We start from the raw sequence: 25925 nt of genomic DNA, 5'->3' as shown, positions 1-25925 counted from the left end.
GAATAACTCACCGGGAGAACCCTATGGTTGTAAAACAGAGCATGTGGAAAAAAGCCTGCACAGTTCATTTTCTAAGCATCCTCATTTTATCAGGAATCTTCTGGCCAGCCCATGCCGTCGAGATCAGTGATCAACCCATGCTCAGTGCCATCAAGCCGCCGCCTGCCAATATCATGTTTCTCATAGACAATTCCCAGAGCATGGATTTTGAAATTCTTCTGGAAGGCCGTAAAAAGGGGCTTTTTTACCGCCAGTCGGATCTTTTGGAGGTGTTCGGCTATGCCTATCTCTTTGGCAATGATGGTCTGGATCTGGGGGCTGATGTGGAATCTTCCTATGATCTGGATCAGAATATAAGACGGGATCATATGAGAAAACGTGTTGCCGCATCCAGGCAGTACTGGGAAAGTCGGTGTTATGGATATAATCGTTTATATTATAATCCCTCTGCTTTCTATTTGCCCTGGCCCGAAAGCGGCAGTGGTCAGGTGTTTGGCAATGCAGACCCCTTGAACCCAAAGCTGAATCCTGTAAAAAGCCAGACCGTTTCCATGAAGGATACCTACCTTGAAGTACGCCGTGCAGATCTGGATTCCAGGGATATTGAGCTGGATGATGATATGGCAGACAGGCAGGGTCAGTGGGAAAGAAAAAACATAGGTCTTGGCCTGACGGATATTGCTGCTTTTAACGGACATTACCACGCCACCCGTGATGATAATGCAAAAATTACCTATCCCTTTCATCTTTCTGATGCAGGCAGGCATCAAATTCAGGTGAACTGGCCCCTTTATACGGCCCTTGATCTTGCTCAGGTTGTTGTCAGAACGGGCGATGCCTTTTTAAGGGTTTATGATCACAGTGGCAGAGTTTTATATGATAAAGAGAAGATTACCCAAAGGGGAAGAAACGGGCTTACTATAGAAGTAGAGGTCGTGTCCCTCAATCCTCACGGGCCGGATATTTTTGTGGAGCTGTCTTCGGTGCCCAATAACACAAGCGGGGCTTTTAACAGACCAGCCTGGCTTGTGGCGGACAATGTGGAGGTGCAGGGCAGAACAAAAATATCCAATGCCCATTATTTTATGTTTGATGATGCCAATGACAACACCCGTGTGGACACAGGGGAAAGGGTTTTTCTTGTTAATTTTGTCTGGCATGATTTCGGTAGCGGGGAAGAGCTTTACCGTCAGATCTATGAAATACCCGGAGGGAACAGAATAAGAGACAGAAAACTGGATGTGGGGTTTATAAGGGCGATAAGCCCCGGAGATCTGCCTTTAAGGCTCAGGAAGCTTTATGATGGTGCTTACAGGGAGGATGGCAGCCAGGGTGATGATGAAAATGCTTTTTATCTTTCTCCTGAGGCGGATCTGCAGAATTTTGCCAACTGGTTTCAGTACTACCGCACCAAGCTCCTTGCCACCAAATCTGCCATAGCCAATACCATCTATAATCTTTCCGGTGTCAACATCGGTTTTCACACCATTAAAAAAGATGTGACCCAGCCTGTTCTTTATGTGGGAAACAAAGGCGATGCAACTGTCATTATAGTGGATGACAGGGACGGTGGAGAGTATTACGAGGAATGGGGGCCCATGATTCAATGGGCAGACTCCCATGCGCCTGTGGCCTACAACAGCAAATCCAGAAACTCCGTATCCACGATATTCACTGCAGATGCCTGGGCAAAATGGCGTGCGGATGTGCCTGTGACCGGTGAATACGATGTCTATGTGCGCTGGAGCCGCTATGGCAGAAACGCATGGCGGGACAGGCGGGCAGAATACAAGGTTGGCTTGCAGGATGAAGATGGAAATATTTCCTGGGGTGAGACCTTTGTGGTGAATCAGAACGGGGATGAGAGATATGGTTTTCCGGATCGCTGGAATAAGCTGACCCGTATCAATGTAGACAATCTCCATGATGGAAAAGAGGTGGTGGTCAAGCTCACAAGGGGAGACATCTGGCCCCACAGACCCACCAATGCCGATGCCATCAAGCTTGTCCGCAGGGGAGGTGGGGGCGATGAAGACAACAGCAAAACCCTTTTAGACCGTCTGTACGCCATAGAAACGAAGATTGATCTCATAGGGGATAAAAAACCCCTAAGGGAAGGCCTTGATACAATCGGACGTTATTATGCCACAGACCTTTCTGCCCCCGCAGACAGTGAGCTGGGTGACTCCCCCTATGTTTCGGAATCTGAAGGGGGGGGCTGTCAGCAGGCCTTTGTAATCATGACAACGGATGGCCTCTGGACGGACACGGATCATGTGAATGTGGGAGATGCGGACGGTGACGGCGTTGCCAACACCCTTGCCGATGTTGCCATGTATTATTACGAAAGGGATCTGGCTCCGGATCTTCCCAATCTTGTTCCGGTAAATACCTTTGACCAGAACAGTCAGCAGCACATGGTCACCTATGCCGTGGCCTTCGGCAATGCTGGCCGCATCAACCCGGATACCCATAAGTATTGGGAAAGCGATGCGGACCCCAGAGCATGGCCCTGGCCTGAGGGGAGTTTCCGTCACTGGGATGACAGGGATAAGATGGATGATCTTTTCCATGCAACGGTCAATGGCAGGGGGCGTTATTTCAATGCATCTTCGCCGGATGAGCTGCTTTTTTCCATGCGCAGTACCCTTGAAGACATTATCATGCGTTCCCAGGCAACGGGTGCATCCCTGTCCGTGGACAGCCAGAGAATACAGCAGGGAATGACCGTGTTTCAGACGGAATACTACCCCATGGACTGGCTGGGTGACCTGAAGGCAAAGGGGCTGGATCCCATTGGAAGCGGGCTTGAAACCGGATCGGAAAAATGGAGTGCGGCTTATGAACTGAGCAGGTTAGGGGCAGGGGATCGCAATATTATTTCCGCATGGGGTTCCACTGCCTTTGCATTCAGGCCCGCATCCGTTCCCGACAGCCTCAAAGCCACCATGCGTGATAATGTGGGGGGGCTTCCATCTTCTGTAACATCTTCAGATATTATCGCATATCTGAGGGGGGATGATAAAACGGGTTTCCGCAAGAGGTATGCAAGGCATGAGGATGCCCCTGTGCATCATTATAAAACCGGCGACTTTGTGCATTCTGCACCTGTCTATCACAGGGGGCTTGTTTATGTCGGAGCCAATGATGGCATGATGCATGCCTTTGATGCCAGATCAGGGCAGGAGATTTTTGCCTTTGTTCCCTCCTTTGTCTATCCCGACCTCTGGGAGCTGATGCGTCCGGACTACATGGATAGTCACAGGTATTTTGTGGATGGTCCCATTTCAGTGCGCACGCTTGTGGACGATGGCAGCCTTAAAGATGTCCTTGTGGGCGGCCTTCGTAAGGGAGGGAAGGGCTATTATGGCATGACCCTCCGTGATTCCCTTTTCGGATGGGATGTTGCTAAAGCTGGGGCCAGTGAAGGCGAGCTTGCCACAAAGCTGTCTGTATGGGAGTTTCCTCCGTCTGATGAGCGTGGCTCTGAAGAGGATATGGGGTACTCCTTCAGCTCCGCAGCCATTGTCAAAGCTAACACCTTAGGTAATCCTCCGGTGGCTGTTTTTGGGAATGGATACAATTCTTCTTCAGGGGAAGCCGTGTTGATCATTGTGAATGCCCTCACGGGCGGTGAAATCAGAAGAATAAAAACCGGTGCTGCAGGCGGTAACGGCCTTTCCAGCCCCGCTGTGGTGGATATCGACGGAGACGGCACGGCAGACTGGGTGTATGCGGGGGACCTTCAGGGCAATATGTGGAAGTTTGATATTTCTTCCGATAATGCCATGGACTGGGGCGTGTTTTTCAGCAGGAGTGGACAGCCTGCCCCCTTGTTCAGGGGGGTGGGCAAGGCCGGTGAAGATCCCCAGTCTGTCACCACAAAGCCCGGCGTGGCAAGGCACTGTTCCGGTGTGGGCTATACTGTGGTGTGGGGGACGGGCCGCTATCTCCATGAGTCGGATATGGAGAATTTTGATCAGCAGACCTTTTATGGTGTGTGGGATTATTGGGGGCCTTCCGGAGACACGGGGCAGGAGAAGAAGGGCTTGGGAACCCTGGACCGGTCCGATGTCATTCATGTGGGGGATGTCAATCCAAAGGCCAATCATTATGGCCTTGATGGCTCTGCATACCGCCTTGTGGAGCAGAGGGTCCGGGTTACTTCCGGAGTACCACGGGATGGGGAGCTTGTCGGGCAGACCGGCCCAGGGGTTACTTCGGAAGTCGCTTCTCACACGTCCTTTCCCCAGACTTTTGAGTGGGAAGAAGATAGCGATGGAAGGAAGGTTCTGAAGGAAGGCAGTACGGTTGGCTGGTTTTTTGATCTCCCGGATATGGGGGAGCGCATGGTGCAGGATGCCACAATTCATGGACCCTATGCCTTTGGTATTTCCTTTGTTCCGGAAGGTTCCGTTTCCCTGTGTGAGTCCGGTGGCTACTCCTGGTTCAATGCCGTGGAAAGCTGTACCGGAGCCCGTGCGGATCAGGTGGTATTTGATGTGGACGGAGATGGCAGGCTGGATGCAGAAAAGGATGTGCTGAAGGTGGATAAGGATGGCTACCATGTTTCCCGAAGGCGGGTGGAGGGCATGATGTATACGCCTGTTACTCTCCATGGCAGAGAATATGATGCCCTGCTGGCGTCCACATCCCACAGCAACTCCATGGTAAATATGGTGATCGTTAAGGAAGGGGAGGGGCTTTTTTACTGGCGGATGCGGTAGCCTGCTTGTTGTTTTGGGTTTTGCCCCGGTTTTTTATTTTTATGTTCGGCCCTGACACTATTTGTCAAAAAAAGACAAATAGTGTCAGGGTTTTTGATTTTTTCAGGATGCCTGTGAAAATCAGACAGGATTAAAGCCCTGCCATTGGCGGGTTTTTTCTGTTTTTCATTTTTTTTTTGCCGTGGTGCAATCCTTGCTACCTTTTTTACAGGGCTTTTCAGGGGCTTTGCTTTTGTCCCTTGTAAACGGTGTTTTGTATGTTGTAGGATAAAATAATGAAGGAAGCACTGGGTTTCAGCAGGCACTTGGGCTTTGTTAATGATTTTGCAACGCAGAGGGAGTTTTTGATGACTCTGGAAATATACCCAAAAAAAACAGGACAGGTGGCAGAATGTGATCTTCGCTCTTCATCGGGCTTTACCCTGATGGAGGTTCTTCTGGTTCTTGTGATTTTGTCCATTGGCCTTCTGGGTCTTGCTGCGTTGCAGAATATGGCCTTAAAGGATAACCACAATGCCCTTTTGCGTTCCAGAGCCGTGCAGCAGGCAGAGGATATTCTGGACAGGATGCGGGCGAACAGGGCCAATATGGCAGATTATGAAATTGGTATGGGTGATCCCGACGATTGGGATCCTCAGTCGGCGGTTCGTGCAACACTTGCAACAAAACTCACAGCGGCAGGCTATACGGGAATGGTGCATACGGATCTTTTGGAATGGAAGATTGGTCTTGCCTGGAGTCTTCCCGGTGGCGATGGTTTTGTTGAAGAAGATGACGGTCAGGTGACCGTTGAAATACAGTGGCAGGAAGGCGATCAAACTGTTTCTATAACTGTTGTCACAAGGCCATGAATCAGCGGAGTGGGGAGTGAGATGAAAATAAATGAAAAAATAAACAGCCGTTCCGATGCGGGTATTACCCTTGTAGAACTTCTTATAGTACTTGCCCTTTCCCTTGTTCTTGGCACGGGTATTTATCAGGTTTTTGTGGGAACCACCCGCTCCTATTCCCTGAATGAAGAACTGGCAATGCTTCAGGAAGACGGTCGCATGGCCATGAGCTTTCTGCGTTCGGAAATCAGGGGGGCTGGGTATCTTGGATGTTTGCAGGATGCAGGAAGTACAACTGTCGTTTTAAGACCAGGTGGTGATTTCGCTTTTACAGATTTTGACAGTGCAATTTTTGGTTTAGAAGCTTTGGATGCAGGTGGGTGGGAAGATAATTCTAATACATCATATAACCAAGAAGAAGTAAAAGCCTTGATGAACATGGATTCTGATCCCCTTGAGGGAAGTGATGTTTTAGTTGTAAGAGGTATTCGTACTGACTTTCCAAATATGACTGTAAATACAGGCCATACGAGTTCTGTTTCTGCAACGTTGAAGTTGGAACAGGAAAAAACAGGGTTAGATTTAGAAAGAGGAGATGTCCTTTTTTTAAGTGATTGTGTTTCTTCTGCTATATTTCAGATACAAAATTATTCTGATAACAGTGGCACCATAACGTATAACACGGGTTCATCAGTGGATCCCGGGAACGAACCAAGTAGAATGGGTGCTGTTTCTGATATTATAGACAGGGGGCAGGATCCAGAGATTTTTCAGTATGTGACTACTGTTTTTTATCTTGCTGATGAAGATGGAGAACCAATGCTTTTTAGGAAAATTGGTAGGCATGATGCTGAAGCTTTTGTTTCTGGTGTTGAAAGCTTCAGGGTTCGTTATGGAGAGGATACAAGTACGCCAAGTGATGGTGCTGTTAATGCCTATGTAATGGCCAGTGATGTAGCAAACTGGGAGAATGTCCTAAGTGTCCGCATCGGCCTTCTTCTTCGCAGCCCGGAAAGCCGTGACCCTACGGCACCTGTTGATGAGGCTGAGTACGATGTCTCCGGAGATGGTACTACAGACTTTACGGCTCCGGGGGATCGGCGTATGCGTATGGTGTTTTCCGGGACAGTGGGTTTGCGTAACCGTATCCGATAGCTTTAAGGATGAAATCCTATGAAAAATCAAATTCAGCATGTCACAGAAAATGAAGATGGCATTATTCTCATCACAGCTCTGGTTCTTCTGGTTGTTCTCACCCTCATAGGAATCGGTGCCATGCAGTCTTCCACCATGCAGGAACGTATGGCTGGGAATATGGAGCAGAGGGATATTGCTTTTCAGATGGCCGAAGCGGGTTTAAGGGAGGCAGAGGAGTTTTTTATCACCAATGTTTTGCCTGATTTTGGTACGGGAGGCGTGTATATCGCAGGTAATGCTCCTGCGAGGTGGTGGGAAGGTAGTGGAAATTCGGCTGGAGCAGACAGTGGCGCAAGGTATATCATTGAGTTTGTAACTGAAATAAGCACAGGAAGCAGCAGTAGTAACTCCATGGCCTTTGCCCCGGTAAGCTTTGATGCGGCCATGTACCGCATTACCAGCCGGGCAGAAAGCGGCAGGGCTGTGGTTATGTTGCAGACAACTTTTCAGTTTTGATTATTTTATGTGGGAAATAAAAAGGGGGTTAACTATATGCGAATAAAAATGATGATAAGTTTTTTTTCTGTGTTTGTTTTGGCGACATTTGCATGGGCAGAACTTAATCTTAATCATGGTCATTTGGATGCCATTGATCCTCATGCTTACACGGTAACTATTGATGGTAAAAAATACCGGCTTGCAAATAATGTCAATATTTATAAAGATCATAGTCAATCTTATGAAAGTATTACAGTATGGGATTTGCAAGAGGGCTCGTTGGTGGTTTTTGAATTGCATAAGAGCAGTCGTCTTGGAGATGAACAAATAACAAGATTGACTTGGTTTTTGCATGTGGAGCCACAGTAAAATAATAAAAGGGGGCAAGTATGAAAATATTAAAAGAAAAAACGCATGTTTTTTATATACGCCTGTTGTTGGTATTGATTATGTTTTGCGTTGGTATTCTTTGTGTTCAAAAGTCGGAGGCAGAGGTAGCCCAGGTACCCCTTTTTCTCAGTGCCAGTGTGGACCCCAATATTTTATTTATTATTGATGATTCAGGTTCCATGCATTTTGAAATTATGCCGGATGATTACATCAAAGCTGCATTAGTAGGTCTTGGTTATAGTGCTGGTGCTCATTGGTATATTACTAATAGGAGCTACTCTCCTTATTATGTTTATCCAAGAGATGCAGGGGTGTATGGTGCGGATGATTATACTAATGCTGTTCCTACATTCGGTGATAATAGGTATAACTCATTCGCCAGATCACCAGTGAACAATACTGTTTACTATAATCCTTCTATAACTTATAAGCCTTGGTATGGTGTTGATTCTCAAAAAAAAACATTCTCAAATTCACCCCCGAGTGCTGCCTGGAACAACCCTTACCATAAAACCAGAGGAGAAAAGTCCTTAACACAGTATATAACTCAGAGGGCTATATGGGTTACTTGCGATAGCAGTACTAGTTGCAAGGCTGTATGTGCAGATACAAGAAGTGGTTGGTTTTATATTGTGGAAGGTGGAAGGTGGGTATTACGAAATCTGGATGATGTTTGCATTGATTATGAATCAGAACAAACTTTCTGGCCCGCTGTTTACTTCTGGCCTAAAGACGAAACAGAGCTTGAAATGGGTGTTACATGGGATGCCTGGAATTTTGATCATTATCAAAAGGTGGAGATCAGGAACACTCAGCAAATATATACGGGGCATGGTCGTGAAAACCGGACGGACTGTGCAGACAGTGCTAATGCAAAATGTACCTACGCAGAAGAAATCCAGAATTTTGCCAACTGGTATTCCTATTACAGGTCAAGGATACTTGCTTCCCGTGCAGCCATTGGTGCCGGTTTTGCCGGACAAAGTGAGAGAATGCGGGTTGGTTATGGTGCTATCAATTATGGTTATGAAAATAGATATGATGGGTCGGGAAGATTAGTTGAACATGCGCATTTAAGGCCACCTTCAGCAAGTCAAGCAACAGTAGATGGTTTTTCTATTGGTACCATCATAAGAGGTGTAAGACCTTTTTCTGGTTCTGACAGGGTAAAATTTTTTGAGCATTTATATGGGGATGATATTCCTGCCAAAGGCACACCTTTGCGTCGTTCATTGATGGATGCGGGTACTTATTATTCACAGACAAGTAATATGGGCCCCTGGGGAGGCACCCCCGGTACAGATGATGGTAAAGATCAGATTTCCTGCCGCACCAGCTATACCATTCTCATGACGGATGGTTACTGGAATGGCTGGACTCCGAATAAAGGTCATGTGGATAAAGATATGGGGCCTCCTTTCAGCGATGAAGTTGAAAATACCCTTGCTGATGTTGCCATGTATTATTGGAAAAATGATTTACATAAAACCTTAGATAACAATGTGCCGCCTAGCGAGGGTAGAGAAATTGATAATCCTGCCACCTGGCAACACATGGTAACCTTTGGTGTGGGGCTTGGTGTTACAGGAGATATGGACCCTGATGATGTATGGGAAAAAGCCCGTAATAATGAAGCAATAAACTGGCCTGATCCAGCAGAGTCAGATGAAGCGAAAATAGATGACCTTCTCCATGCAGCGGTCAATAGTCGTGGCGGTTTTTTTAGTACCACTGATCCGCAGGTTTTTTCTGACGAACTCAGCGGTGTTCTTGATGATATAGTGAACCGTGGCATGGGCACCGCCGCATCCATCGCCACCAACTCCACCCGCACCATCGGTAATACCTATGTGTATCAGGCTCGCTTTGATTCAAACTACTGGAACGGGGATATCATTGCCTACCGGGTGAAGCGGGACGGTTCCCTTGAGCAGGAAAACAATCAGAACAAACCCGCTTGGAGCACTTCGGATACGGGAAAAATTCCTCAGCATAATTTACGCAACATTTTTACCTGGAAGCCGGGAACCACGGGTACGGGCGTGAAGTTTCTTTGGGAAAATATTGGTGCGGCTCAGCAGCTTGCTCTGGGTAACGAGGATGTTCTGAACTGGCTCCGGGGAGACCACAGCAATGAGCAACGCAATGGGGGGGATTTAAGGAATCGTATTGATGATTACAACAAGTCCTGGGTTTTGGGGGATATTGTAAATTCAGATCCCCTTGTGGTGGGCAGTCTGAATTTTGGTTACGATAAAATGACTGGTTATGCAACTTTTAGGAACGACAACAGGAACCGGAAACAGGTTCTTTATGTGGGAGCCAACGATGGTATGCTCCATGCCTTTGATGCCATGACAGGCGAAGAGCTCTTTGCCTATATTCCCAGTTTCTTTTTTGATAATTCGGATGGAGATGCTGCACTTGTAAAGCTTGCAAAGCCGGAATATCAGCACCAATACTTCGTGGACGGGCCTCCTGCTGTGTGGGATGCCTATATCGATGATGAGTGGAAAACCATTCTCATTGGTACCTTAGGTGCAGGAGGTAAGGGAATTTTTGCTCTGGACATTACAGATCCCGATGAGTTTGATGAAAGTAAGGTTCTCTGGGAATTTCAGCATGATGATCTGGGCTATGTCATGGGGCAGCCTGTGATAGGAAAGTTAGATAACGGGAAATGGGGTGTTATTCTGGGTAATGGATATCATTCCAAAAACAATAAGGCAGCTCTTTTCGTTGTTGATCTTGAAACCGGACAATTGATGAGCGGTCAGGGGCAATTTGACGGCAAGGTTGATATCCCAACATCTTATAATAATGGCGGTGCAAACGGCCTTTCTCCCGTGACCCTGCTGGCGGGAGATGACCGGATATTAAAATATGCTTATGCGGGAGACCTGCAGGGCAATGTGTGGAAGTTCAATTTATCTACACAGGGAAATAACTGGGGCATAGTCCATAAGTCAAAGACGGGGAACAACCCGGTTCCTTTGTTCAGCGCAAAGGATGACAGCGGTAATGTTCAGCCCATCACAGCACCCGTTGAAATTAGAAAAAGTTTGAATGAAGAACATATACAGGTCATTTTTGGAACAGGAAAGTACTTTGAGGTTGGGGATAATTCTGTAGCCGGTTCTCCACCAGTACAGTCATTTTACTCCATAATAGATAAAGGTGACCCTTTGCCCCAATCTGAAACCCGTGAGGGTATTAAGCTTCTCAGGCAGGCAATCAGCCACGAGGGAATTTTTGAAACAAAGTCAGGAACGAATTCAGCACACCCGGTCCGTGTGATAACAAAACATGAGCAGGAGTCAGGGGATTATTATGGATGTTTTCTGGATCTGACTTCTCCAGATACCGAAGTCGGAGGGCGTGGAGAACGGATTGTATCAGCACCACTGCTTCGCCATGGCAGGGCTATTTTTTCAACCCTTATCCCTTCCGAAGACCCCTGTGATCCCGGCGGTTCAAGCTGGTTTATGGAGTTGGATGCCCTGACCTGCGGCAGGACGGATAATCCTGCCTTTGATATTAATGGTGATGGTAAGGTGAATGAAAAGGATAAAATTAAAATAGGTGAAGAATTAGTGACAGCTGCGGGTATCAATATCGGTATAGGTATCACCAGTACGCCTGCCATCATTACTGGCTTTGATGGCCTGGAGTTCAGATTTTTGGGAGGCTCCAGCGGAGAGATGGGTAAGATAACGGGGGCTGGCAGTGATGCGGATGGCCCCCACAGGCGGTCATGGCGGCAGATTCAGTGATGGTTTAGATAAAAAGGCCTTTCCTTAGGAGAAATGTTTGCCTGTGGAAAGGCCTTCTTTGAGAAAGTGGAGGCTTCTATGGAAGCGTGTAAGAATGAAAAGGGTTTTACCCTGATAGAGCTGATGATTGTTATCGCCATCATAGGTATTCTTTCAGCCATTGCTTGGCCCCAGTATAACAACCATGTGCTCCGTACAGGCCGATCCGATGCAAGGGCCAGTTTGATGGAACGTGCCCAGCAGGCAGAGCGTTTTTTTGTGAGAAACAACAGTTATGCCGATGCCTTTGGCCCCGATGATGCCGATAATACATTTCCTTCAGCACAGGGACGCTACACCATAGTATATGAAGGTACGGCAACGGGTTTTACCCTGACAGCCACTTCCCAGAGAAATGACCCCCTTTGTAATACAATGGTGGTCAATAATTTAGGGCAGAGAACAGCAAAGAATAAAGATGATGAAGATACAGCGGACGCTTGCTGGTGATTGCCTGTGGTTTGTGGGAAAAAATTAAAAGACCGGACTGGGTTTCGGCCCCATCCGGTCTTTTGCTTTTTTTTATCTGGTTTTATTCTTCGGTCTTTTTGATTTTTTTGGGTCCTTTGGTGGAAAATCGTCCATTGGCTGCAATGTCAACTTCATAGTGTGTTTTGGATGTTTTAACACCGCTTCCAGAATCTGATCCCACCGTAATTTTTCCAGCGGCATTGCGGCTAAAACCCGTAGGATTATAAATGATTCTGTCCGCAGCATTGCCTGTCCCCGGCATGGCAATGCCACCCCTTGCCGGAGGAAATACCCTCAGCAGCTCTTGGCCTGCATCCCTACTTCCAAGCGTCCCGCTGTCATTGCTGTCCACAAAAACAATGTAGCCTGTTTCCCATCCTTCTCCTTTTTCTTTGCTGCACGCAGGAGCAGGTGTGGCAGCGACATTGGGTGCATTGGGATTGGCAGACCTGCATATGGTTACAGTCACGCCCCGTGTTACCGCTTCGTTTCTGGCATAGCTTAAGGCTGTCCCCAGGGTGAAAGCGGCGGTTTTTTTCTGGTTGTTTTCCCTTACTTCCCGGAACGTGGGGGTGGCAATGGCTGCAATGATGCCGATCAGGGCCATGATGATGACAACCTCAATCAGTGTAAATGCTTTCTGGTTACCCATGGTTATTCATCTCCCCTGAAAAAAATGTCTGCTTTTAAAATGCAGGAAGCGGATCTTACATTATGGGGCTGGTCACCAGCGTACCAATCTCCGCATCCTTCCTTGAATCAATCACAAAGGCCGCAGAAGCCCCTTCCCTTGTGTCCAGAATAAAGATGGCACCAAAGGGAATGCGGTCAATGCGCCTGTCACGGCGGGAGCCTGTGGGGGTGATTTTTTTTTTTTCAATCAGGTGGTAGGTCTGACCCGCACGAACACCGTCCTTTTCTCCCCGGTTGATATACAGGATGTCTCCCTGGCCGAACATGACCTGGTTCAGATATCCAGCAATGATTCTTCCTTCAAGGCCTTCTGCATGGGGCTGCATGGGGATGGAAGCTTTGCGCTGGGGGAGAGGTAAAAGTACGTCTCCTTCTGCAATGGGCCGGAAGGCGGAAACGACATTGCCGATGGTCAGCTCATTTCTGTATTCAGTAATTTCAATGATACCGGAAATGTGGTGAAGGTATCCTGCGTACTCCCGCCGTTTTCCGCCGGGTTCTCTGATTCTTTCCGGCTTTGCGTAAACGATGTAGCGGCCTAGTATGGGCAGGGTTCTGTCCGGGGCGGGCTGGATATAGATGCGGTCACTGGCACTGATCATCTCCCGGTTATCCGTTGCTGAAATGATTCTTCCGGAAGGCTCAGCAGGTGCAGGCGTAACAAAGCCGACCCTGTGGATGGGTGCAAAATGGAAGGAGGGTGGTTCAGGTGCAGGTTTTTGGGGCGGAGGGCTGATTGATTCCACCACGGGCAGGGGAGCAGGTTCCGGAATGGCAAGGGGAGCTTCCCTCAGGGCAAGGCGGAGTTTCTGGCCGGGGTAGATCCAGTGGGGATTGTGGCTTGTGATCTGCATCTCATTTTCTGCCCAGAGTCCCGGCCAGTACCAGGCCGTATTGAAAAATCTGGCAGAAATGTCCCACAGGGTGTCCCCTTTCTGAACGATGTAGTAATAGCTGTCTTCAAATTTCAGAACACCATCGGGAAGCTGGTCGCTTGCTGAAAAGACGGGAGTACATATCAGAAAAGCGGTGAGGGTGAAATAAAGGAGAAGTTTTCGAATCATGATTATACTTTCCTGTATGGGGTAATAGGGCTTTGGACTTGGGGACCAATAACAATTTTTAAAGGGTGATATGCAAATTTTGATCCTGATGATTTTTTTATTCTGCGTGAAACGGTAAGGCTTGCGGGGTGGCATAAAAAAAACTGGTTTTCAGTTCCGCCTTGTAATAGAAAAAGTCTTTCTTGAAATATAACTTGTAATATAAAAGGTCTTTATTTTTAATGGTAATAAGGAGACTTTGTCAAGGTGGAACTCTTTGCGGCTCCAGGCAGCGCCATGGGCTGGCAGGGTTTTTGTTATCAGTGAGAAACTAAAAGACAGAAAGATGAAAGACCATGCAGAGGATTGTCCATCTTTTTTTTGAGGCCCTGATGCTGAAGCGCCTGCCCCGATCAGGCTATCATTTTCTGGGTTCCGGCAGTGAAAGTGTGGCAGAACATTCCTTTATGATCAGCCTCATTGCCTATGTGATGGGTCAGATGACGCCGGAAGCGGATAAGGGAAAACTTATGGCCATGTGCCTTTTGCATGATCTGCCCGAAGCCCGCATGGGAGACCTGAATTATGTACAGAAAAATTATGTCCGTGCCGATGAAAAAAAGGCGGTAAAGGATCTGGTGCGGGGGCTGCCCTTTGGTGAGGAAATGGAAGAGCTGCTGGAAGAATTTGCAAAGGGTGAAAGTCTTGAGGCCCGTCTGGCAAGGGATGCGGATCAACTGGCCTTTCTTGTGGATCTCAAGGCCCTTGCGGATACGGGCCGCAGGGGACCAGCCAAGTGGATGGGGGTTGTGGAAAAAAGAATTTTTACGGATACGGGCATCAGCCTTGCCAAAAGTCTGATGGATACGGACTGGGATGCCTGGTGGCTGGAAAAATATGTGGAACCCTCGGATGCCTCCGAATGAGATGCCGGTGGTTTTTTCTGGGCTGTTGCAATCCGACAGGTGTCGTTATTTGTCATTTTTTGACCATGTTTGTCAGGTTTGCGCGTGGGAATCCTTTGAGGGTTTCTTTAGGCAATCTGATTGCCACTTTCTTTCAGCCATGGAAATTACATGACCAGATTTTACGATTGTCTATACACCTGATTAAAGGTATTCGATTTACCAAAGGAAAATTGTGTTGAACAGTTACATCAGGTGTATCTTTACATATGTTTTTATTTTGGAAGGCTATGCAAGATATTTCCGAAGAGAGAAAAAAAAATGAGGCCCTGCAGGGAGAGCTTGCGAAAGCAAAGCAGGCCTTTGGGAAATTAAAGGAAAAGTATCTGCGCCTTTCAAGGAGTTTGGTACAGGCGCAGGGGCTTTTGGAAAATGCCCTGGAAAGAAACCGGCTTCTCCTTGAAGAAAGGTCTTCCCTTCGGGAAGAGGTCCGCATTTTCCGGAAAAGACGGAGGGTCTCCATAGAAAATACCGTTTCGCTTCTTGTCTTTTTGCAGGAGCTGCATATGGGTGAGGATGGCGGTTTTGTGGAGGATCTTTGCCATGCCCTTGCCTTGGCCCTGAACCTTGATAAACGCCAGCAATGGCGGTTGCATCAGGCTTCAAGGCTTTACAGGCTGGGGCTTTTCCATGTACCGGAAGAGCATCGGCAAAGGGTGGACCTTTGTTATACGGCCACGGCAGCGGATTGTATGGTGCAGGTGCCACTGGCCTCGGCCCGTATGCTGGAGCAGATGGACGGACTATCCGAGGTGGCAAGGATTCTCCGTTGCACGGGCGAGCGCTGGGATGGCAGTGGTGGGCCCCTTTGCCTGAAAAAAAAAGCCATACCCCTTGAAAGCCGGATGCTTTCTGCGGTGCTGGCATACAGGGCCATGCTGCAGGAAGGCACAAGCTCCGGAGATGCCCTTTCTGCCCTTGGCAGAGAGGCCGCATGGGACCCGGAGGTCATTGAAGCCCTGCGTGTTTTTGAAAGTGACAGCATAAAGCAGAAAAGGGAGAGCCTGCGTATCCGCATATGGGACCTTGAACCGGGTATGAAACTGGCGGCACCTGTCCATGCAAGGGCAGGGGCCATGCTGCTGCCCGAAGGTACCCTTGTGACCCAGAGGCACCTGGCGTGGCTTGCAGCATACAGCGGTGCAGGGCCTCTGGATGATATGGTTCGGGTTTATAAAGAAGAATTGGAGAAAGCAGGTGGAAATCTGCTTTGAATTTTCATGAAATTCTGTAAGTATAGGCGCATCAGGCGGATGTTTTGGCCCGGAGCTTTTTGTATTCGGGTGTCCATGAAAAGAACAGGATATTATCCTTCAAAGATGCTTTGAGTATGGCATATCGGATTTTTTTGTTCTGATTACACATTAGGGGGCGTTTTTCTATGGATATTGCTTCCATTGTCGGTCTTATCGCAGGGCTGGGTTTTATTCTCATGGGGATTCTTCTGGGAAGCGGCCTCGGGCTTTTTGTTAACGCCCCTTCCATGGCCATTGTCATCGGTGGAACCATTGGCGCTACCCTTGTGGCCTTTCCTTTGAAGGATTTTTCCAAGGTGGGCAAGGCCATGAAACGGATTTTCATGTTTAAGCTGGAAAAGCCCGAAGATCTGGTGGTCCGTTTGGTGGAGATTTCCAACAAGGCAAGGAAGGGGGGGCTTCTATCCATAGAAGGGGATATTAAGTCCATAGAAGATCCTTACTTTGCCTCGGCCCTGCAGATGACGGTGGATGGTGTGAAAACAGCAGATATTGCATCCATCATGCAGAAAAAAATAAGCATGGTGACCAAGGATAACAAAAGCGGTGCCACCCTTTTTACGGTAATGGGAACCTACGCTCCGGCCTTTGGCATGATCGGCACCCTCATCGGTCTGGTGCAGATGCTGGCCACCCTGGATGATCCGGCAACCATTGGCCCCAAAATGGCCGTGGCCATGATTACCACCTTTTACGGTGCTGTTATGGGTAATCTTTTTTTTCTGCCCATGGCGGACAAGCTGAAGGTGCGGGGAGCTGAAGAAATTCTTAACATGAAGCTTGTGTATGAAGGGGTACTTTCCATAAGGGAAGGGGAACATCCAAGGCTCATGGAAGACAAGCTTAATATTTACCTTGTGAACACAAAACCCGCTCAGGATAAAAAATAGAAGGCAGGATCATTGCTTTTTATCAAGCCTGCCCCTTTCTTTAGTGAGCACAGTTTGTCCATGGGAGATTATCTGAAAAAGGAGCCGGTATGGCTGAAGATAAAGCTGCATCAGAAGAGGAAAGCCCGTCTGCTCTGACCACACCCGTACCCGATGAAGAAGAGGAAGAGGGGGGCGGTTCCGGAGCCCCACGCTGGATGACAACCTTTGCCGATCTCATGACCCTTCTTTTGTGCTTTTTTGTTCTGCTCTTTGCCATGAGTACCATACAGGATGAGGTGTTCAAGGAAATCATTCAGTCTTTGCGTACGGCCCTTGGTGTGCAGACCATACCCGAAGCCGGAACCCGTGAGGGGCTTATCATGGACCCCAGCAGCCCTGAGCCCCGGGAAAGACAGCGGGAGGCCGTGGATGAGCTGGGGGCCATGGTTCAGAAGGAACTGGACGAGATTGTTTCCGATGTGCGGGAGCTGGTGCTGTTTAACCGGCTTGGGGGCATGGTGGAGGTTCGGGAAAGTGATGTGGGGGCTGTGATTACCATTTCAGATATGGTTCTTTTCCGCTCCGGAGAGGCCACCATGGTTCCGGAAGGAAGGGAGATCATGGGAAGGCTTGCGGAAGTCCTGATGCAGTTCCGTTATCCCATCCGTGTGGTTGGTCATACGGATAATGTGCCCATTAGTACGCCGCTTTTTCCTTCCAACTGGGAGCTTTCCACGGCAAGGGCTTCCCAGGTGGTCCGTTTTCTCATTGACAGGGGCTTAAACCCCCTCATGCTTACGGCTCAGGGCTTTGGAGAATACAGGCCCGTGGATACCAATGACAATGCCCAGGGGCGTGCCAAGAACCGTCGGGTGGAAATTATCTATGAACGGGCCAGTATCGGTGATGTGCTGCAGCAGCAGTAGAAAAAATATGCTTTTCTGAGGTTTTTTTACGGCAAAGATCAGCACCAGAAAATGGCTCCAGTGCACAAGAAATGCAATACCGGCAACGGCATGGCCTGTTGCCGTTTTCATTGCTGAGGTCGGTAAAAGAGGCCTTGTAAAAATGGTGGGAAAAAACAATGAAACGTCTCCGTCTTCAGGAAACGGCAGCAGGCCTTGATCTGCCTGTACATACTTTGGAACGCTGGATTCGTCAGGGGCGTATTCCCGTTGTGCTTGTGGATAATTTCTGTGTTTTCCGGGAGGAAGCCCTTGCCCGATGGGCAAGGCAGCACCATATGCCCTTCCGGATCAGGGAGAAGGATGCCGCATCTCAAGGTGTTTTCTGTTCCGAAGGCCTGGGAGCGGCCCTGCAGCGTGGGGCTGTCATGCATCTTCTTGACTGTAAGGACAGGGAAGATCTTTTATGGCAGATGGTGAGGGCGGTGCCCTTTCTGCCTCCGGCCATGGAAGGCCTTCTGCTGGAAAAACTGCTGGAAAGGGAGTCCATGGTGTCCACGGGGGTTGGAAGGGGGATCGCCCTTCCCCATCCCAGGGTTCCGCTGGATAATTTTCCTGAAAAATCCTGCATCATCACCGCCTTTCCCCATGAGCCAGTGGCGTATGGAGCCATGGACGGGCAGCCGGTCTTTGTGCTTTTTCTGCTGCTGGCAAGGGATGTGAAGGCGCATCTGCATCTGCTCTCACGTCTTTCCCATTGCCTTCAGGATGAAAGGGTGTACGCACTTCTCATGGAAAAACCTGAAAAAAGTGCCCTGCTGGAAATGCTGGCGGCAAAGGAAAAGGCGCTTGGGGAAAAACAGGTGAACCGTCCATGAATATGACGGCATGGATGAAAAAAGGGTGGTCATGGCTGCGCACCCACATGGATCCTCGCCTTTTTATGATGCTGATGGCCATTGTTGTGGGGATTTTTGGCGGGTTGGCTGCGGTGCTTTTGCATCATATGATAGAAATGGTGGCAGGCCTTTTTTCCGGATACCGCCAGAGGGCCTGGTCTTTTCTTCTGCCAGCCATGGGCGCTGCTGCTGCGGTTTATTTCATGGAAAAAATTGTCCGGGAAGGTGGCGGTCACGGGGTACCTGAGGTGATCTACGCCGTCAGCCGCCATGGCGGTCTGATCCGGCTGCGTTCCACCTTTTCCAGAATTTTTGCCAGCAGCATGACCATCGGCAGCGGAGGCTCCGCAGGGCCGGAAGCCCCTGTGGTCATGAGTGGTGCAGCCATTGGCTCCAATATCGGAAGAATACTGGGTCTTAATGAAAGGCAAAGGGTGGTGCTGGTGGGCTGCGGAGCTGCCAGTGCCATTGGGTCCATTTTCAATGCCCCTGTGGCGGGTATGGTTTTTACCATGGAGGTGCTGCTGGGTCAGTGGCGCAGCAGCCACCTTCTGCCCATCACCCTTGCAGCGGTTACGGGAACCCAGCTCAGCCGCAGGCTGCATGGGAATCAGATTCCCTTTGAAAGTGCCATTTTCGGTATCCAGATGCATGATACCCTGGCTTCCGCAGGGCTGGCCCTGATAACGGCGGTGGTTGCCATTGGACTGATACGGGGGATGCGCAGGATGCATGGCCTGTCCCTTTTCCTGGCATCCCGCTGCCATCTTTCCCCCTGGACCAGGGCCGGTATCGGCGGACTTTTTGTGGGGATGATTGGTATTTTTTTTCCTGTTGTCCTTGGGGAAGGATATTACGCCGTACGGGAGATGATCGCAGGAGAATTTTCCTCAGGTATCATCTTTGTCCTGGTGATACTTTTAGCCAAAATGCTTGCGACAACATTTACTTTAGGGTGGGGCGGCATAGGGGGGATTTTTGCCCCAAGCCTTGTCATGGGGGCCATGGCAGGTCTTTTGTATCACAGAATTCTTGTTTTCCTTTTTCCTGCGGTGGGCTGGGTGAATGAGGGATGTTTTGCCCTTTTGGGTATGGCCGGGCTTCTGGCCGGGGTATTGCAGGCACCTTTAACGGCAATTTTTCTGATTTTTGAAATTACCGGCGGGTATGAGGTGGTCCTGCCCCTCATGGTGGTATCTGCATTTTCCACCATTCTCTGCCGCTACGGTGAGCCGCATTCCATTTATCTTAAAGACCTTGTGGCAAGGGATGAGCTTCTGAGACCGGGGACCGATGGCCGGGTGCTTCTGGATCTGCGGATCTCTGAGGTGATGGAAAAGGACTGCATTCCTGTTCAGAGAAATATGCTGCTCAGGAATTTTATCCATCTTCTGAAAAATTCCAGGAGAAATTATTTTCCCGTGGAAGATGCGGCAACGGGGCGTTTTGTGGGAATGGTGCATCTGGATGATGTGCGGCCCTATCTGCTGGATCAGATGCTGTATGATACGGTGCTCATGGAGCAGCTGATGCACAGAAATGTGATGGTGGTGCATCCCGATGATGAGCTTGGGGATATTCTTGAAACCATGGACAGGCTGGGCCTTTTCAGTATGCCCGTGGTGGCTGACCATCGTTTTATGGGGATGATTTCAAAGGCAACCCTTCTGGATCATTACCGCAAGGAACTGCGGGTACAGACAAGTGATGAGTGAAGGCGGGTGACAGGTTGTGAATCCACGTTTTTTTCATGTATATCAGGATACGCCTGCGGGCAGGGAAGCCCTTCTGCAGACGGTTTTTTTCTGCCGGATGCTGGGTGCGGCACCTGTGGTGTATATTCCGGAGACCCCCAGATTTCTCATGTATTTTGAAAACCGGGTGGTGCAGGTGGACCTTGACTGCGACCCTTCCGATTTAAAAAAGAGGGCGCGCTGGCAGGCAAGGGCTTCGGAAATACTGGCCGGGTCCGGGCTGGATGCCCATTTTCTTCAAATTCACCACAGGACAACGCCGGAGCTGCCCGATGTTCCTGTGGATTTTGATTATATGAGCTGCCCGGTTCCGGCTTCTGCACGGCATTTTGTATACTCGGATCTCGGGATGCGGAGGCTGCCCGCTGTGGCTCCCTTTTCCGTACTGATACCGGCCCTTGTCGCCAGAGGCTGGAAAAGTCTGGCGGTTTTTTACGGGGGCGATGAAAAAAAAGAGGGGGTGCTGGCCGCAGGGCTTGCCATGGCAAGGAATACGGGGCTGCCCCTGGATGTCTTTACAAGGGGGCCGGTTCCCGTCATCCGGTCCGCATCCTTTAAGGCCCATGTCCGTCATGTGGTTGCGGGGAATAAGGGCAATGATTTTTGGATGGATGTTCCTCCGGAAGCCCTGATGATCGTGGGGGCTTCCGGAAAAGGCTGGTTTCGGGAACGTTTTTTTTCCACCTTCAAAAAGGAGCTGCGCAGCAGCCTGCCGGGCACCTGCGTCTTTGTGGGGCCGCAGGCGCAGGAGAGCTACATGCGGATCTGGGAAAGGGAGACGGATTCCTGAAGCATGGTTTTTGCGCTTTTTTCAAACTGCTCCGTAATGTCTGAAACATAAAAGCGGTGATTGTGGTTTTTTGTCAGCAGAGTGTCTGTCTCAGGATGCTCTTTCAGATAGCGGGCCACGGTATCGGCAACACAGCTTCCGGAGTTAATGATGCGCACTCCTTTGCCGATTTTTTTGGCGATGGGTTTTTCGAGAATGGGATAATGGGTGCAGCCAAGAATCAGGCTCCGGATCTGTCTCGTTTTCAGCGGGTGCAGATATTTTTTTATGATGCGTGTGGTTTCCGGTGTATCCAGCCAGCCTTCTTCCACAAGGGGAACCAGCAGGGGGCAGGGAAGGGAATGCACCGTGGCATCGGGGTTCAGGGCCTTGATCTTTTTTTCATAGATGCCCGATGTGATGGTGGCACGGGTACCGATAACGCCGATGCGGTGGGGCAGGGGGGTGGCAAGGGCGGCCTCTACGGCCGGGTCCACCACTTCAAAAACCGGAAGATCAAAGGAAGCCTTGACGGCATCGACGGCAATGCTTGCTGCGGAGTTGCAGGCAATTATTATTATTTTTGCCCCGTTTTCCAGAAGAAAGCGGGAGTTTTCCATGGCATACTGCTGAACCGTTGCAGGGCTCTTGGAGCCGTAGGGCATACGGGCTGTGTCGCCATAATAAAGGATATCGTAACCGGGAAGTTTCTGCATAATGGCCCGGACTGTGGTCAGGCCTCCGATGCCGGAGTCAAAAATACCAATCATGGATGCTGCTTTCAGTGGCCCTGTCCTTTTTTAAGATGGGGAGCTGCGGGCTGGAAAGGAATGTCTGATGAAATTTGATACCAACCCCATGAGTCAGAAGATTTTTACAAGGGGGCTGGATGTGGATACCATTTCTGCCTACCTCTGCTGCTGTGGTCTTGCCGCAGAAGAGGGGACCATGTCTTTGGAACGCCTGCTCGCCGTGTGGAATCAGGGAGAAGACGCTCTGAACAGGGCCCTTCAGGTTCTGGAAGCACAGAATATTATCACCCCTTTTGTCCGGAATGGAGAGGTATTTTATCAGGTGCATCCGCCGGAGCAGTGGCTTTCTCCGGTATGAATCCGGGCCGGGTTTTTTTCAGTTCCGCAAGGGTTCTGGCATAAACCGCCTCTGGCAGTGCATCTTTCATGATTCCCGGACAGGCATCTCCCATGAGTCGCCAGTTGCCCGGCTGGCGCAGGACCGCCGGTATAAAGGGCCATTCCCGGCACATTCTGGGTTTGACGGGGTGGATGCTGCAGATGTTCTGTTTCTGGAAAACACAGCGGTTTTCACCATTAACAGCGAGGACGGGGCCGTTCGCCGATATCTGGCAGCAGGTTTCACGCAGGGTGTCTTCGGACATGCCGGTAAAGGCGGCAATGGCAAGGATGTCTTCTTTGCTCACATAGGTGCCGCCAAAACCCACGCAGCATTCGCCGCACTGTTTACAATCAAATACAGGATCTTCATGGGACATGACGCCTGGACTCCAATGCCCTTTTCAGGGTTACCTGGTCAATGTATTTCAGATCGCCCCCCATGGGAATGCCCGATGCGATGCGGGTGACCCGGATGGGCAGACCTGAGAGCTGTTCAGCAAGATAGGCTGCGGTGGCTTCTCCTTCCACGGCGGTTCCCGTGGCAAGGATGACTTCCCGGACTTCTTCCGTACGGATACGCAGGATCAGCTCCCGTATCCGGATATCTTCCGGGCCGATGCCATCCATGGGAGAAAGAACTCCCTGAAGGATATGATAGACTCCCTGAAAGCCGGAGGCAGCTTCCACGGCCATCATATCCGCAGGCCGTTCCACAACGCATATGAGCCCCGTGTCCCTTGCAGGGTCACGGCATACGGGGCAAAGGCTGCTTTCACTTAAGGCAAAGCAGCGGGAGCAGAGGCGAACATTGGCTTTCAGGGCCAGAATACTCTGGGCCAGCCCCCGGACCTCATCCCCGGAAGCCTTGAGCAGATGCAGGGCCAGGCGTTCGGCGGTTTTGGGGCCGATGCCGGGGAGGGTGGCAAGCTGTCGTATCACCTGAATAACCGAGGGCGGATAATGCTGCATGGATACCTCTGGCTGAAGTACGGCAGCCTGTAAGCTGTTTTTTTGAAAAGAATAATGTAATTATTCAGCACAGTTTATTTCGAATTGCCAAGGCTGTAGTTGCAGCAGCTTCGTACTGTTGCAAGGCTCCGTGGCTATTTGCAAGTGACATTGCAATCGTTTCGGATCAGAGTTTTGCAGGCCTGTGCGAAAGAAGCGGCAAACTGTCTGAGCCGCCACAAAGGCAGCGTGCTTAAGCCTGCCATGGTAATCAAAAAGCTTATCCTGCCTGTGGCGGGGAGTTTTTGCCGCTTCCGCACAGGGCAAGAAGCTCCCGAATAAGATTGCGTCACGGGCAAATAGCCTGGGGCCTTTGCATCTGTCTTGCGGGTATGTTACTTGGAAAACTGTGCTGAACAGCAACCCACGCCGTGTTACGGCGCTTTGTCATAAAGTAACTTTTGAAGTTACTCAGAAGTTACAGAATAATCAGAAAAGCCCCGGAATTTTCATGCCGCCCGTGAGCTGGGCCATGGCGGAAGCCATCATTTCCTGGGATTTCTGAAGGGCATCATTGACGGCTGCCTGAACAAGATCCTGCAGCATTTCTACGTCTTCCGGGTCCACCACTTCCTTTTCCATATGGATGGAAAGGATCTGCTGTTTTCCGTTGGCCACAACCCGTACCATGCCCCCACCCGCAGAGGCCTCCACGGTTTTATTGGCCATTTCCGCCTGCATTTTTTCCATCTGCTGCTGCATTTTCTGGGCCTGTTTCATCATCTGGCCCATGTTTCCCATGCCTTTCATTCTGCCTCCTTAAAGGAATGTGACGTCCGCAACCCGGCCTTTGAAAATTTCAAGGGCATCCTGTACCAGGGCATGGGTTGTGGCATCGTTGCGTAAATGTTCTTTTTCGGATTGATTTCGAAGGGATTCTGAAGAATCGCTTTCCAATGTGCTGACTTCGAGTTTCAGGGCCTTGCCAAAATATTTTTCCGTAAGGGATTCTACCATGTGGCGGGTTTTTTTATTTCCAAGTCTTGCCACAGAGAAGCCCGATCCCTGAACTTCAATGTGAATACTCTGATCAGAAACCTTTTTCAAGGTTGTTTTGGTGGCAAAAAGCTCTCCAAGGGAGGGGGTGTTTTTTCTGATATCTGCCACAAGAAGCTTCCAGCCTGCTTCCGGATCCACGGCTTTGGCAGATGGGGGCGGAGGCGTCGGTTCAGGAGGCTTTGCCAGGGTGTCTGGCCATGGGGCTTCCTCCGGCATGTCCATAAATGCCGGGTCCATGGCAGGGGGCAGGGGCTTTTCAGCGGGTGCAGGCCCATGGTCTTCGGCTGGAACACCGGTGTCCGTGGCAGGGCTGGTTTTTTTTTGTGCCGGGGCTGCGGATTCCTTCGCCGGATGGGGCATGACAGTCGGACCTTTGTCTGCCGGAGCCTTTGTATTCGTGGGGGGGGCAGCGGGATCGGGGGGCAGGCTCCGTGATTCCTGAATCCCGGAAGCAGCCTTATCCTCTGATCCGGGGGCAGGCAGGGGCTGATTTGCCGGGCCGGGGGAAAGAAGGGGCGGGTTCTTGAAAGCGGGAGCATTTTCCGGCCCGGCCAGCATGTCATTGCGCAGGGCATCCAGCCTTTCCACGAGGCGGTCAATGGAAAGGGCTGGCTGGATGCGAAGGCATCGGAGCATGAGGGTTTCCAGTGCCAGCCTCGGGTGGGAGGCATGGCGCATGCCCGTCTCCTCTGCCATGAGGATATCCATAAGGCGTGAAAGATAATGGGTCGTGAGGGGAGCGGCCTGATCCAGAAGGGACTGGATGGCACTGTCTGGCAGATCCAGAATCTCCCTGCATTTTGCAGGTTCCACTTTGGCAACGAGAAGATTGCGGATGTGGGTGGAAAGGTCCGCATGGAATTTCTTTAAATCCACGCCGGAATCATGGAGATCCCGGATGATGGAGAGAACGCCGGCTGTATCCCCCTGAAAAAGGGCCGCTGCCATGTGAAAGGACTGGCTCCGGGCCGCAAGTCCCAGAATGGCCGCCACATCTTCCCTTGCAGCCGATGCTCCGTGGAGCCCTGCAATGACCCGGTCCAGCAGGCTCAGGGCATCCCGCACAGAGCCGTCCGCCTCCCTTGCGATCATATCCAGACCCTCTTCCCCTATGGATACGGATTCCGATGCACAGAGCAGGGCAAGGTGGGCGGTCAGCTCCGGTGTGGATACCCTGCGGAGATCGTGGCGCTGGCATCGGGAAAGGATGGTGAGGGGAATCTTGTGGGGTTCTGTGGTGGCAAAGAAAAACAGCACATGGGCCGGTGGTTCTTCAAGGGTTTTGAGCAGGGCATTGAAGGCGGCTGTAGACAGCATATGGACTTCATCGATGATGTAGATTCTGTAGCGGCTGTGGGCAGGCATGTAGCCAAGGCCCTCCCGTAGCTCCCGGACCTGATCCACAGAGTTGTTGGAAGCACCGTCTATTTCCATGACATCCACACCGTTTCCTGCGGTGATTTCCTTACAGGACCGGCACTGGTTGCAGGGGGATGGGGCTGGGCCTTCGGAGCAGTTCATGGCCTTGGCAAGAATACGGGCGATGGAGGTTTTGCCTGTGCCTCTGGGGCCGCAGAAAAGGATGGCATGGGCAACCCTGCCGGCAAGGATGGCATTCTGAAGGGTCCGGGTGACATGTTCCTGGGCAATGATTTCCGAAAAGGACTGGGATCGGTATTTGCGGGCCAGTACCAGGTAGGACATGGTGAACTCCTTGCCGTAGATGTTTTTGGTGGAGGCTCTTAAATAAAGAACCCCCGCCGC

At 50.2% G+C, this 25925-nt stretch carries 23 protein-coding genes; 15 read left to right on the top strand and 8 right to left on the bottom strand.

The window, feature by feature from the left end; all coding sequences use genetic code 11:
• Nucleotides 1-23: 23 nt before the first annotated feature.
• Nucleotides 24-4727, top strand: a complete 4704-nt coding sequence (locus tag LZ24_RS09025) for a PilC/PilY family type IV pilus protein (RefSeq protein WP_144684725.1) — start codon at nt 24-26, stop codon at nt 4725-4727.
• On the opposite strand, the gene LZ24_RS09020 is transcribed toward LZ24_RS09025, so the two are convergent.
• Nucleotides 4709-5032, bottom strand: a complete 324-nt coding sequence (locus LZ24_RS09020) for a hypothetical protein (protein WP_144684723.1) — start codon at nt 5030-5032, stop codon at nt 4709-4711. The genes LZ24_RS09025 and LZ24_RS09020 overlap by 19 nt on opposite strands.
• Before the next feature lie 42 nt (nt 5033-5074).
• Here LZ24_RS09020 and pilV point away from each other — a divergent pair, with 42 nt between their 5' ends.
• From pilV to LZ24_RS17950, 6 genes are all read left to right on the top strand, one after another.
• Nucleotides 5075-5578 carry a type IV pilus modification protein PilV gene (gene pilV / locus LZ24_RS09015; RefSeq protein WP_186443030.1) on the top strand — a complete coding sequence of 168 codons (504 nt, stop codon included), beginning with the start codon at nt 5075-5077 and terminating at the stop codon, nt 5576-5578.
• A 21-nt stretch (nt 5579-5599) separates the two neighbouring features.
• Entirely contained in the window at nt 5600-6712 is a 1113-nt protein-coding gene (locus tag LZ24_RS09010; RefSeq protein ID WP_144684719.1) for a PilW family protein, read from the top strand.
• Nucleotides 6713-6730: 18 nt separating this feature from the next.
• Nucleotides 6731-7210, top strand: coding sequence for a pilus assembly PilX family protein (locus LZ24_RS09005; protein ID WP_144684717.1), 480 nt, complete (start codon nt 6731-6733; stop codon nt 7208-7210).
• 36 nt (nt 7211-7246) lie between these two features.
• Nucleotides 7247-7561 (top strand): hypothetical protein, encoded by a 315-nt coding sequence (locus LZ24_RS09000; RefSeq protein ID WP_144684715.1) that lies wholly within the window; start codon nt 7247-7249, stop codon nt 7559-7561.
• 20 nt (nt 7562-7581) lie between these two features.
• A complete protein-coding gene (locus tag LZ24_RS08995) occupies nt 7582-11355 on the top strand; it encodes a pilus assembly protein (protein WP_144684713.1) in 3774 nt (1257 codons plus the stop codon).
• Between the two features lie 78 nt (nt 11356-11433).
• Nucleotides 11434-11844, top strand: a complete 411-nt coding sequence (locus LZ24_RS17950; RefSeq protein ID WP_186443029.1) for a type IV pilin protein — start codon at nt 11434-11436, stop codon at nt 11842-11844.
• Nucleotides 11845-11926: 82 nt separating this feature from the next.
• Here LZ24_RS17950 and LZ24_RS08985 read toward each other — a convergent pair whose 3' ends face one another.
• Together LZ24_RS08985 and LZ24_RS08980 are read right to left on the bottom strand one after the other, a co-directional pair.
• The gene (locus LZ24_RS08985) at nt 11927-12517 is read right to left on the bottom strand and encodes a GspH/FimT family pseudopilin (RefSeq protein WP_144684767.1); all 591 of its coding nucleotides are present in this window, start codon (nt 12515-12517) and stop codon (nt 11927-11929) included.
• 55 nt (nt 12518-12572) lie between these two features.
• A complete protein-coding gene (locus LZ24_RS08980) occupies nt 12573-13622 on the bottom strand; it encodes a LysM peptidoglycan-binding domain-containing protein (protein ID WP_186443028.1) in 1050 nt (349 codons plus the stop codon).
• 335 nt (nt 13623-13957) lie between these two features.
• Here LZ24_RS08980 and LZ24_RS08975 point away from each other — a divergent pair, with 335 nt between their 5' ends.
• From LZ24_RS08975 to LZ24_RS08945, 7 genes are all read left to right on the top strand, one after another.
• Nucleotides 13958-14527, top strand: a complete 570-nt coding sequence (locus tag LZ24_RS08975) for an HD domain-containing protein (protein WP_144684707.1) — start codon at nt 13958-13960, stop codon at nt 14525-14527.
• 269 nt (nt 14528-14796) lie between these two features.
• Nucleotides 14797-15780 (top strand): HD-GYP domain-containing protein, encoded by a 984-nt coding sequence (locus LZ24_RS08970; RefSeq protein ID WP_186443027.1) that lies wholly within the window; start codon nt 14797-14799, stop codon nt 15778-15780.
• A gap of 167 nt (nt 15781-15947) precedes the next feature.
• On the top strand, nt 15948-16712 hold the full coding sequence (locus LZ24_RS08965) for a motility protein A (RefSeq protein WP_144684703.1): 765 nt from the start codon (nt 15948-15950) through the stop codon (nt 16710-16712).
• Between the two features lie 89 nt (nt 16713-16801).
• Entirely contained in the window at nt 16802-17620 is an 819-nt protein-coding gene (locus LZ24_RS08960) for an OmpA/MotB family protein (RefSeq protein WP_144684701.1), read from the top strand.
• Nucleotides 17621-17778: 158 nt separating this feature from the next.
• Entirely contained in the window at nt 17779-18477 is a 699-nt protein-coding gene (locus LZ24_RS08955; protein ID WP_144684699.1) for a PTS sugar transporter subunit IIA, read from the top strand.
• The gene (locus LZ24_RS08950; RefSeq protein WP_246118565.1) at nt 18474-20213 is read left to right on the top strand and encodes a chloride channel protein; all 1740 of its coding nucleotides are present in this window, start codon (nt 18474-18476) and stop codon (nt 20211-20213) included. Before LZ24_RS08955 ends, LZ24_RS08950 begins: the two co-directional genes overlap by 4 nt.
• 16 nt (nt 20214-20229) lie before the next feature.
• On the top strand, nt 20230-21042 hold the full coding sequence (locus LZ24_RS08945; protein WP_144684697.1) for a hypothetical protein: 813 nt from the start codon (nt 20230-20232) through the stop codon (nt 21040-21042).
• On the opposite strand, the gene murI is transcribed toward LZ24_RS08945, so the two are convergent.
• Nucleotides 21006-21791 carry a glutamate racemase gene (gene murI / locus LZ24_RS08940; RefSeq protein ID WP_144684695.1) on the bottom strand — a complete coding sequence of 262 codons (786 nt, stop codon included), beginning with the start codon at nt 21789-21791 and terminating at the stop codon, nt 21006-21008. The genes LZ24_RS08945 and murI overlap by 37 nt on opposite strands.
• A gap of 67 nt (nt 21792-21858) precedes the next feature.
• Here murI and LZ24_RS08935 point away from each other — a divergent pair, with 67 nt between their 5' ends.
• A complete protein-coding gene (locus LZ24_RS08935) occupies nt 21859-22131 on the top strand; it encodes a hypothetical protein (RefSeq protein WP_144684693.1) in 273 nt (90 codons plus the stop codon).
• Here the strand turns inward: LZ24_RS08935 and LZ24_RS08930 are convergent.
• The 4 genes from LZ24_RS08930 to dnaX form a co-directional block, all read right to left on the bottom strand.
• Nucleotides 22058-22531: a YkgJ family cysteine cluster protein gene (locus tag LZ24_RS08930; RefSeq protein ID WP_144684691.1), complete on the bottom strand. Its 474-nt coding sequence runs from the start codon at nt 22529-22531 to the stop codon at nt 22058-22060. The two genes, LZ24_RS08935 and LZ24_RS08930, sit on opposite strands and share 74 nt — an antisense overlap.
• A complete protein-coding gene (gene recR / locus LZ24_RS08925; protein ID WP_144684689.1) occupies nt 22521-23123 on the bottom strand; it encodes a recombination mediator RecR in 603 nt (200 codons plus the stop codon). Before recR ends, LZ24_RS08930 begins: the two co-directional genes overlap by 11 nt.
• Nucleotides 23124-23591: 468 nt before the next feature.
• On the bottom strand, nt 23592-23903 hold the full coding sequence (locus tag LZ24_RS08920; RefSeq protein ID WP_222427592.1) for a YbaB/EbfC family nucleoid-associated protein: 312 nt from the start codon (nt 23901-23903) through the stop codon (nt 23592-23594).
• An 18-nt stretch (nt 23904-23921) separates the two neighbouring features.
• The gene (gene dnaX, locus LZ24_RS08915; protein ID WP_144684685.1) at nt 23922-25865 is read right to left on the bottom strand and encodes a DNA polymerase III subunit gamma/tau; all 1944 of its coding nucleotides are present in this window, start codon (nt 25863-25865) and stop codon (nt 23922-23924) included.
• Nucleotides 25866-25925 lie beyond the last annotated feature (60 nt).

Origin of the sequence: Desulfobotulus alkaliphilus, from assembly GCF_007830435.1 — a bacterium.
Classification (GTDB): domain Bacteria; phylum Desulfobacterota; class Desulfobacteria; order Desulfobacterales; family ASO4-4; genus Desulfobotulus; species Desulfobotulus alkaliphilus.
This window is presented reverse-complemented; position numbering and strand designations above follow the sequence as displayed.

Excerpts from the sequence above, each read along its gene's own strand:
- LZ24_RS09025 (WP_144684725.1), top strand. The coding sequence starts at position 24 with ATGGTTGTAAAACAGAGCATGTGGAAAAAAGCCTGCACAGTTCATTTT.
- pilV (WP_186443030.1), top strand. The coding sequence starts at position 5,075 with ATGACTCTGGAAATATACCCAAAAAAAACAGGACAGGTGGCAGAATGT.
- LZ24_RS09010 (WP_144684719.1), top strand. The coding sequence starts at position 5,600 with ATGAAAATAAATGAAAAAATAAACAGCCGTTCCGATGCGGGTATTACC.
- LZ24_RS09005 (WP_144684717.1), top strand. The coding sequence starts at position 6,731 with ATGAAAAATCAAATTCAGCATGTCACAGAAAATGAAGATGGCATTATT.
- LZ24_RS09000 (WP_144684715.1), top strand. The coding sequence starts at position 7,247 with ATGCGAATAAAAATGATGATAAGTTTTTTTTCTGTGTTTGTTTTGGCG.
- LZ24_RS08995 (WP_144684713.1), top strand. The coding sequence starts at position 7,582 with ATGAAAATATTAAAAGAAAAAACGCATGTTTTTTATATACGCCTGTTG.
- LZ24_RS17950 (WP_186443029.1), top strand. The coding sequence starts at position 11,434 with ATGGAAGCGTGTAAGAATGAAAAGGGTTTTACCCTGATAGAGCTGATG.
- LZ24_RS08985 (WP_144684767.1), bottom strand. The coding sequence starts at position 12,517 with ATGGGTAACCAGAAAGCATTTACACTGATTGAGGTTGTCATCATCATG.
- LZ24_RS08980 (WP_186443028.1), bottom strand. The coding sequence starts at position 13,622 with ATGATTCGAAAACTTCTCCTTTATTTCACCCTCACCGCTTTTCTGATA.
- LZ24_RS08975 (WP_144684707.1), top strand. The coding sequence starts at position 13,958 with ATGCAGAGGATTGTCCATCTTTTTTTTGAGGCCCTGATGCTGAAGCGC.
- LZ24_RS08970 (WP_186443027.1), top strand. The coding sequence starts at position 14,797 with ATGCAAGATATTTCCGAAGAGAGAAAAAAAAATGAGGCCCTGCAGGGA.
- LZ24_RS08965 (WP_144684703.1), top strand. The coding sequence starts at position 15,948 with ATGGATATTGCTTCCATTGTCGGTCTTATCGCAGGGCTGGGTTTTATT.
- LZ24_RS08960 (WP_144684701.1), top strand. The coding sequence starts at position 16,802 with ATGGCTGAAGATAAAGCTGCATCAGAAGAGGAAAGCCCGTCTGCTCTG.
- LZ24_RS08955 (WP_144684699.1), top strand. The coding sequence starts at position 17,779 with ATGAAACGTCTCCGTCTTCAGGAAACGGCAGCAGGCCTTGATCTGCCT.
- LZ24_RS08950 (WP_246118565.1), top strand. The coding sequence starts at position 18,474 with ATGAATATGACGGCATGGATGAAAAAAGGGTGGTCATGGCTGCGCACC.
- murI (WP_144684695.1), bottom strand. The coding sequence starts at position 21,791 with ATGATTGGTATTTTTGACTCCGGCATCGGAGGCCTGACCACAGTCCGG.
- LZ24_RS08935 (WP_144684693.1), top strand. The coding sequence starts at position 21,859 with ATGAAATTTGATACCAACCCCATGAGTCAGAAGATTTTTACAAGGGGG.
- LZ24_RS08930 (WP_144684691.1), bottom strand. The coding sequence starts at position 22,531 with ATGTCCCATGAAGATCCTGTATTTGATTGTAAACAGTGCGGCGAATGC.
- recR (WP_144684689.1), bottom strand. The coding sequence starts at position 23,123 with ATGCAGCATTATCCGCCCTCGGTTATTCAGGTGATACGACAGCTTGCC.
- LZ24_RS08920 (WP_222427592.1), bottom strand. The coding sequence starts at position 23,903 with ATGGGAAACATGGGCCAGATGATGAAACAGGCCCAGAAAATGCAGCAG.
- dnaX (WP_144684685.1), bottom strand. The coding sequence starts at position 25,865 with ATGTCCTACCTGGTACTGGCCCGCAAATACCGATCCCAGTCCTTTTCG.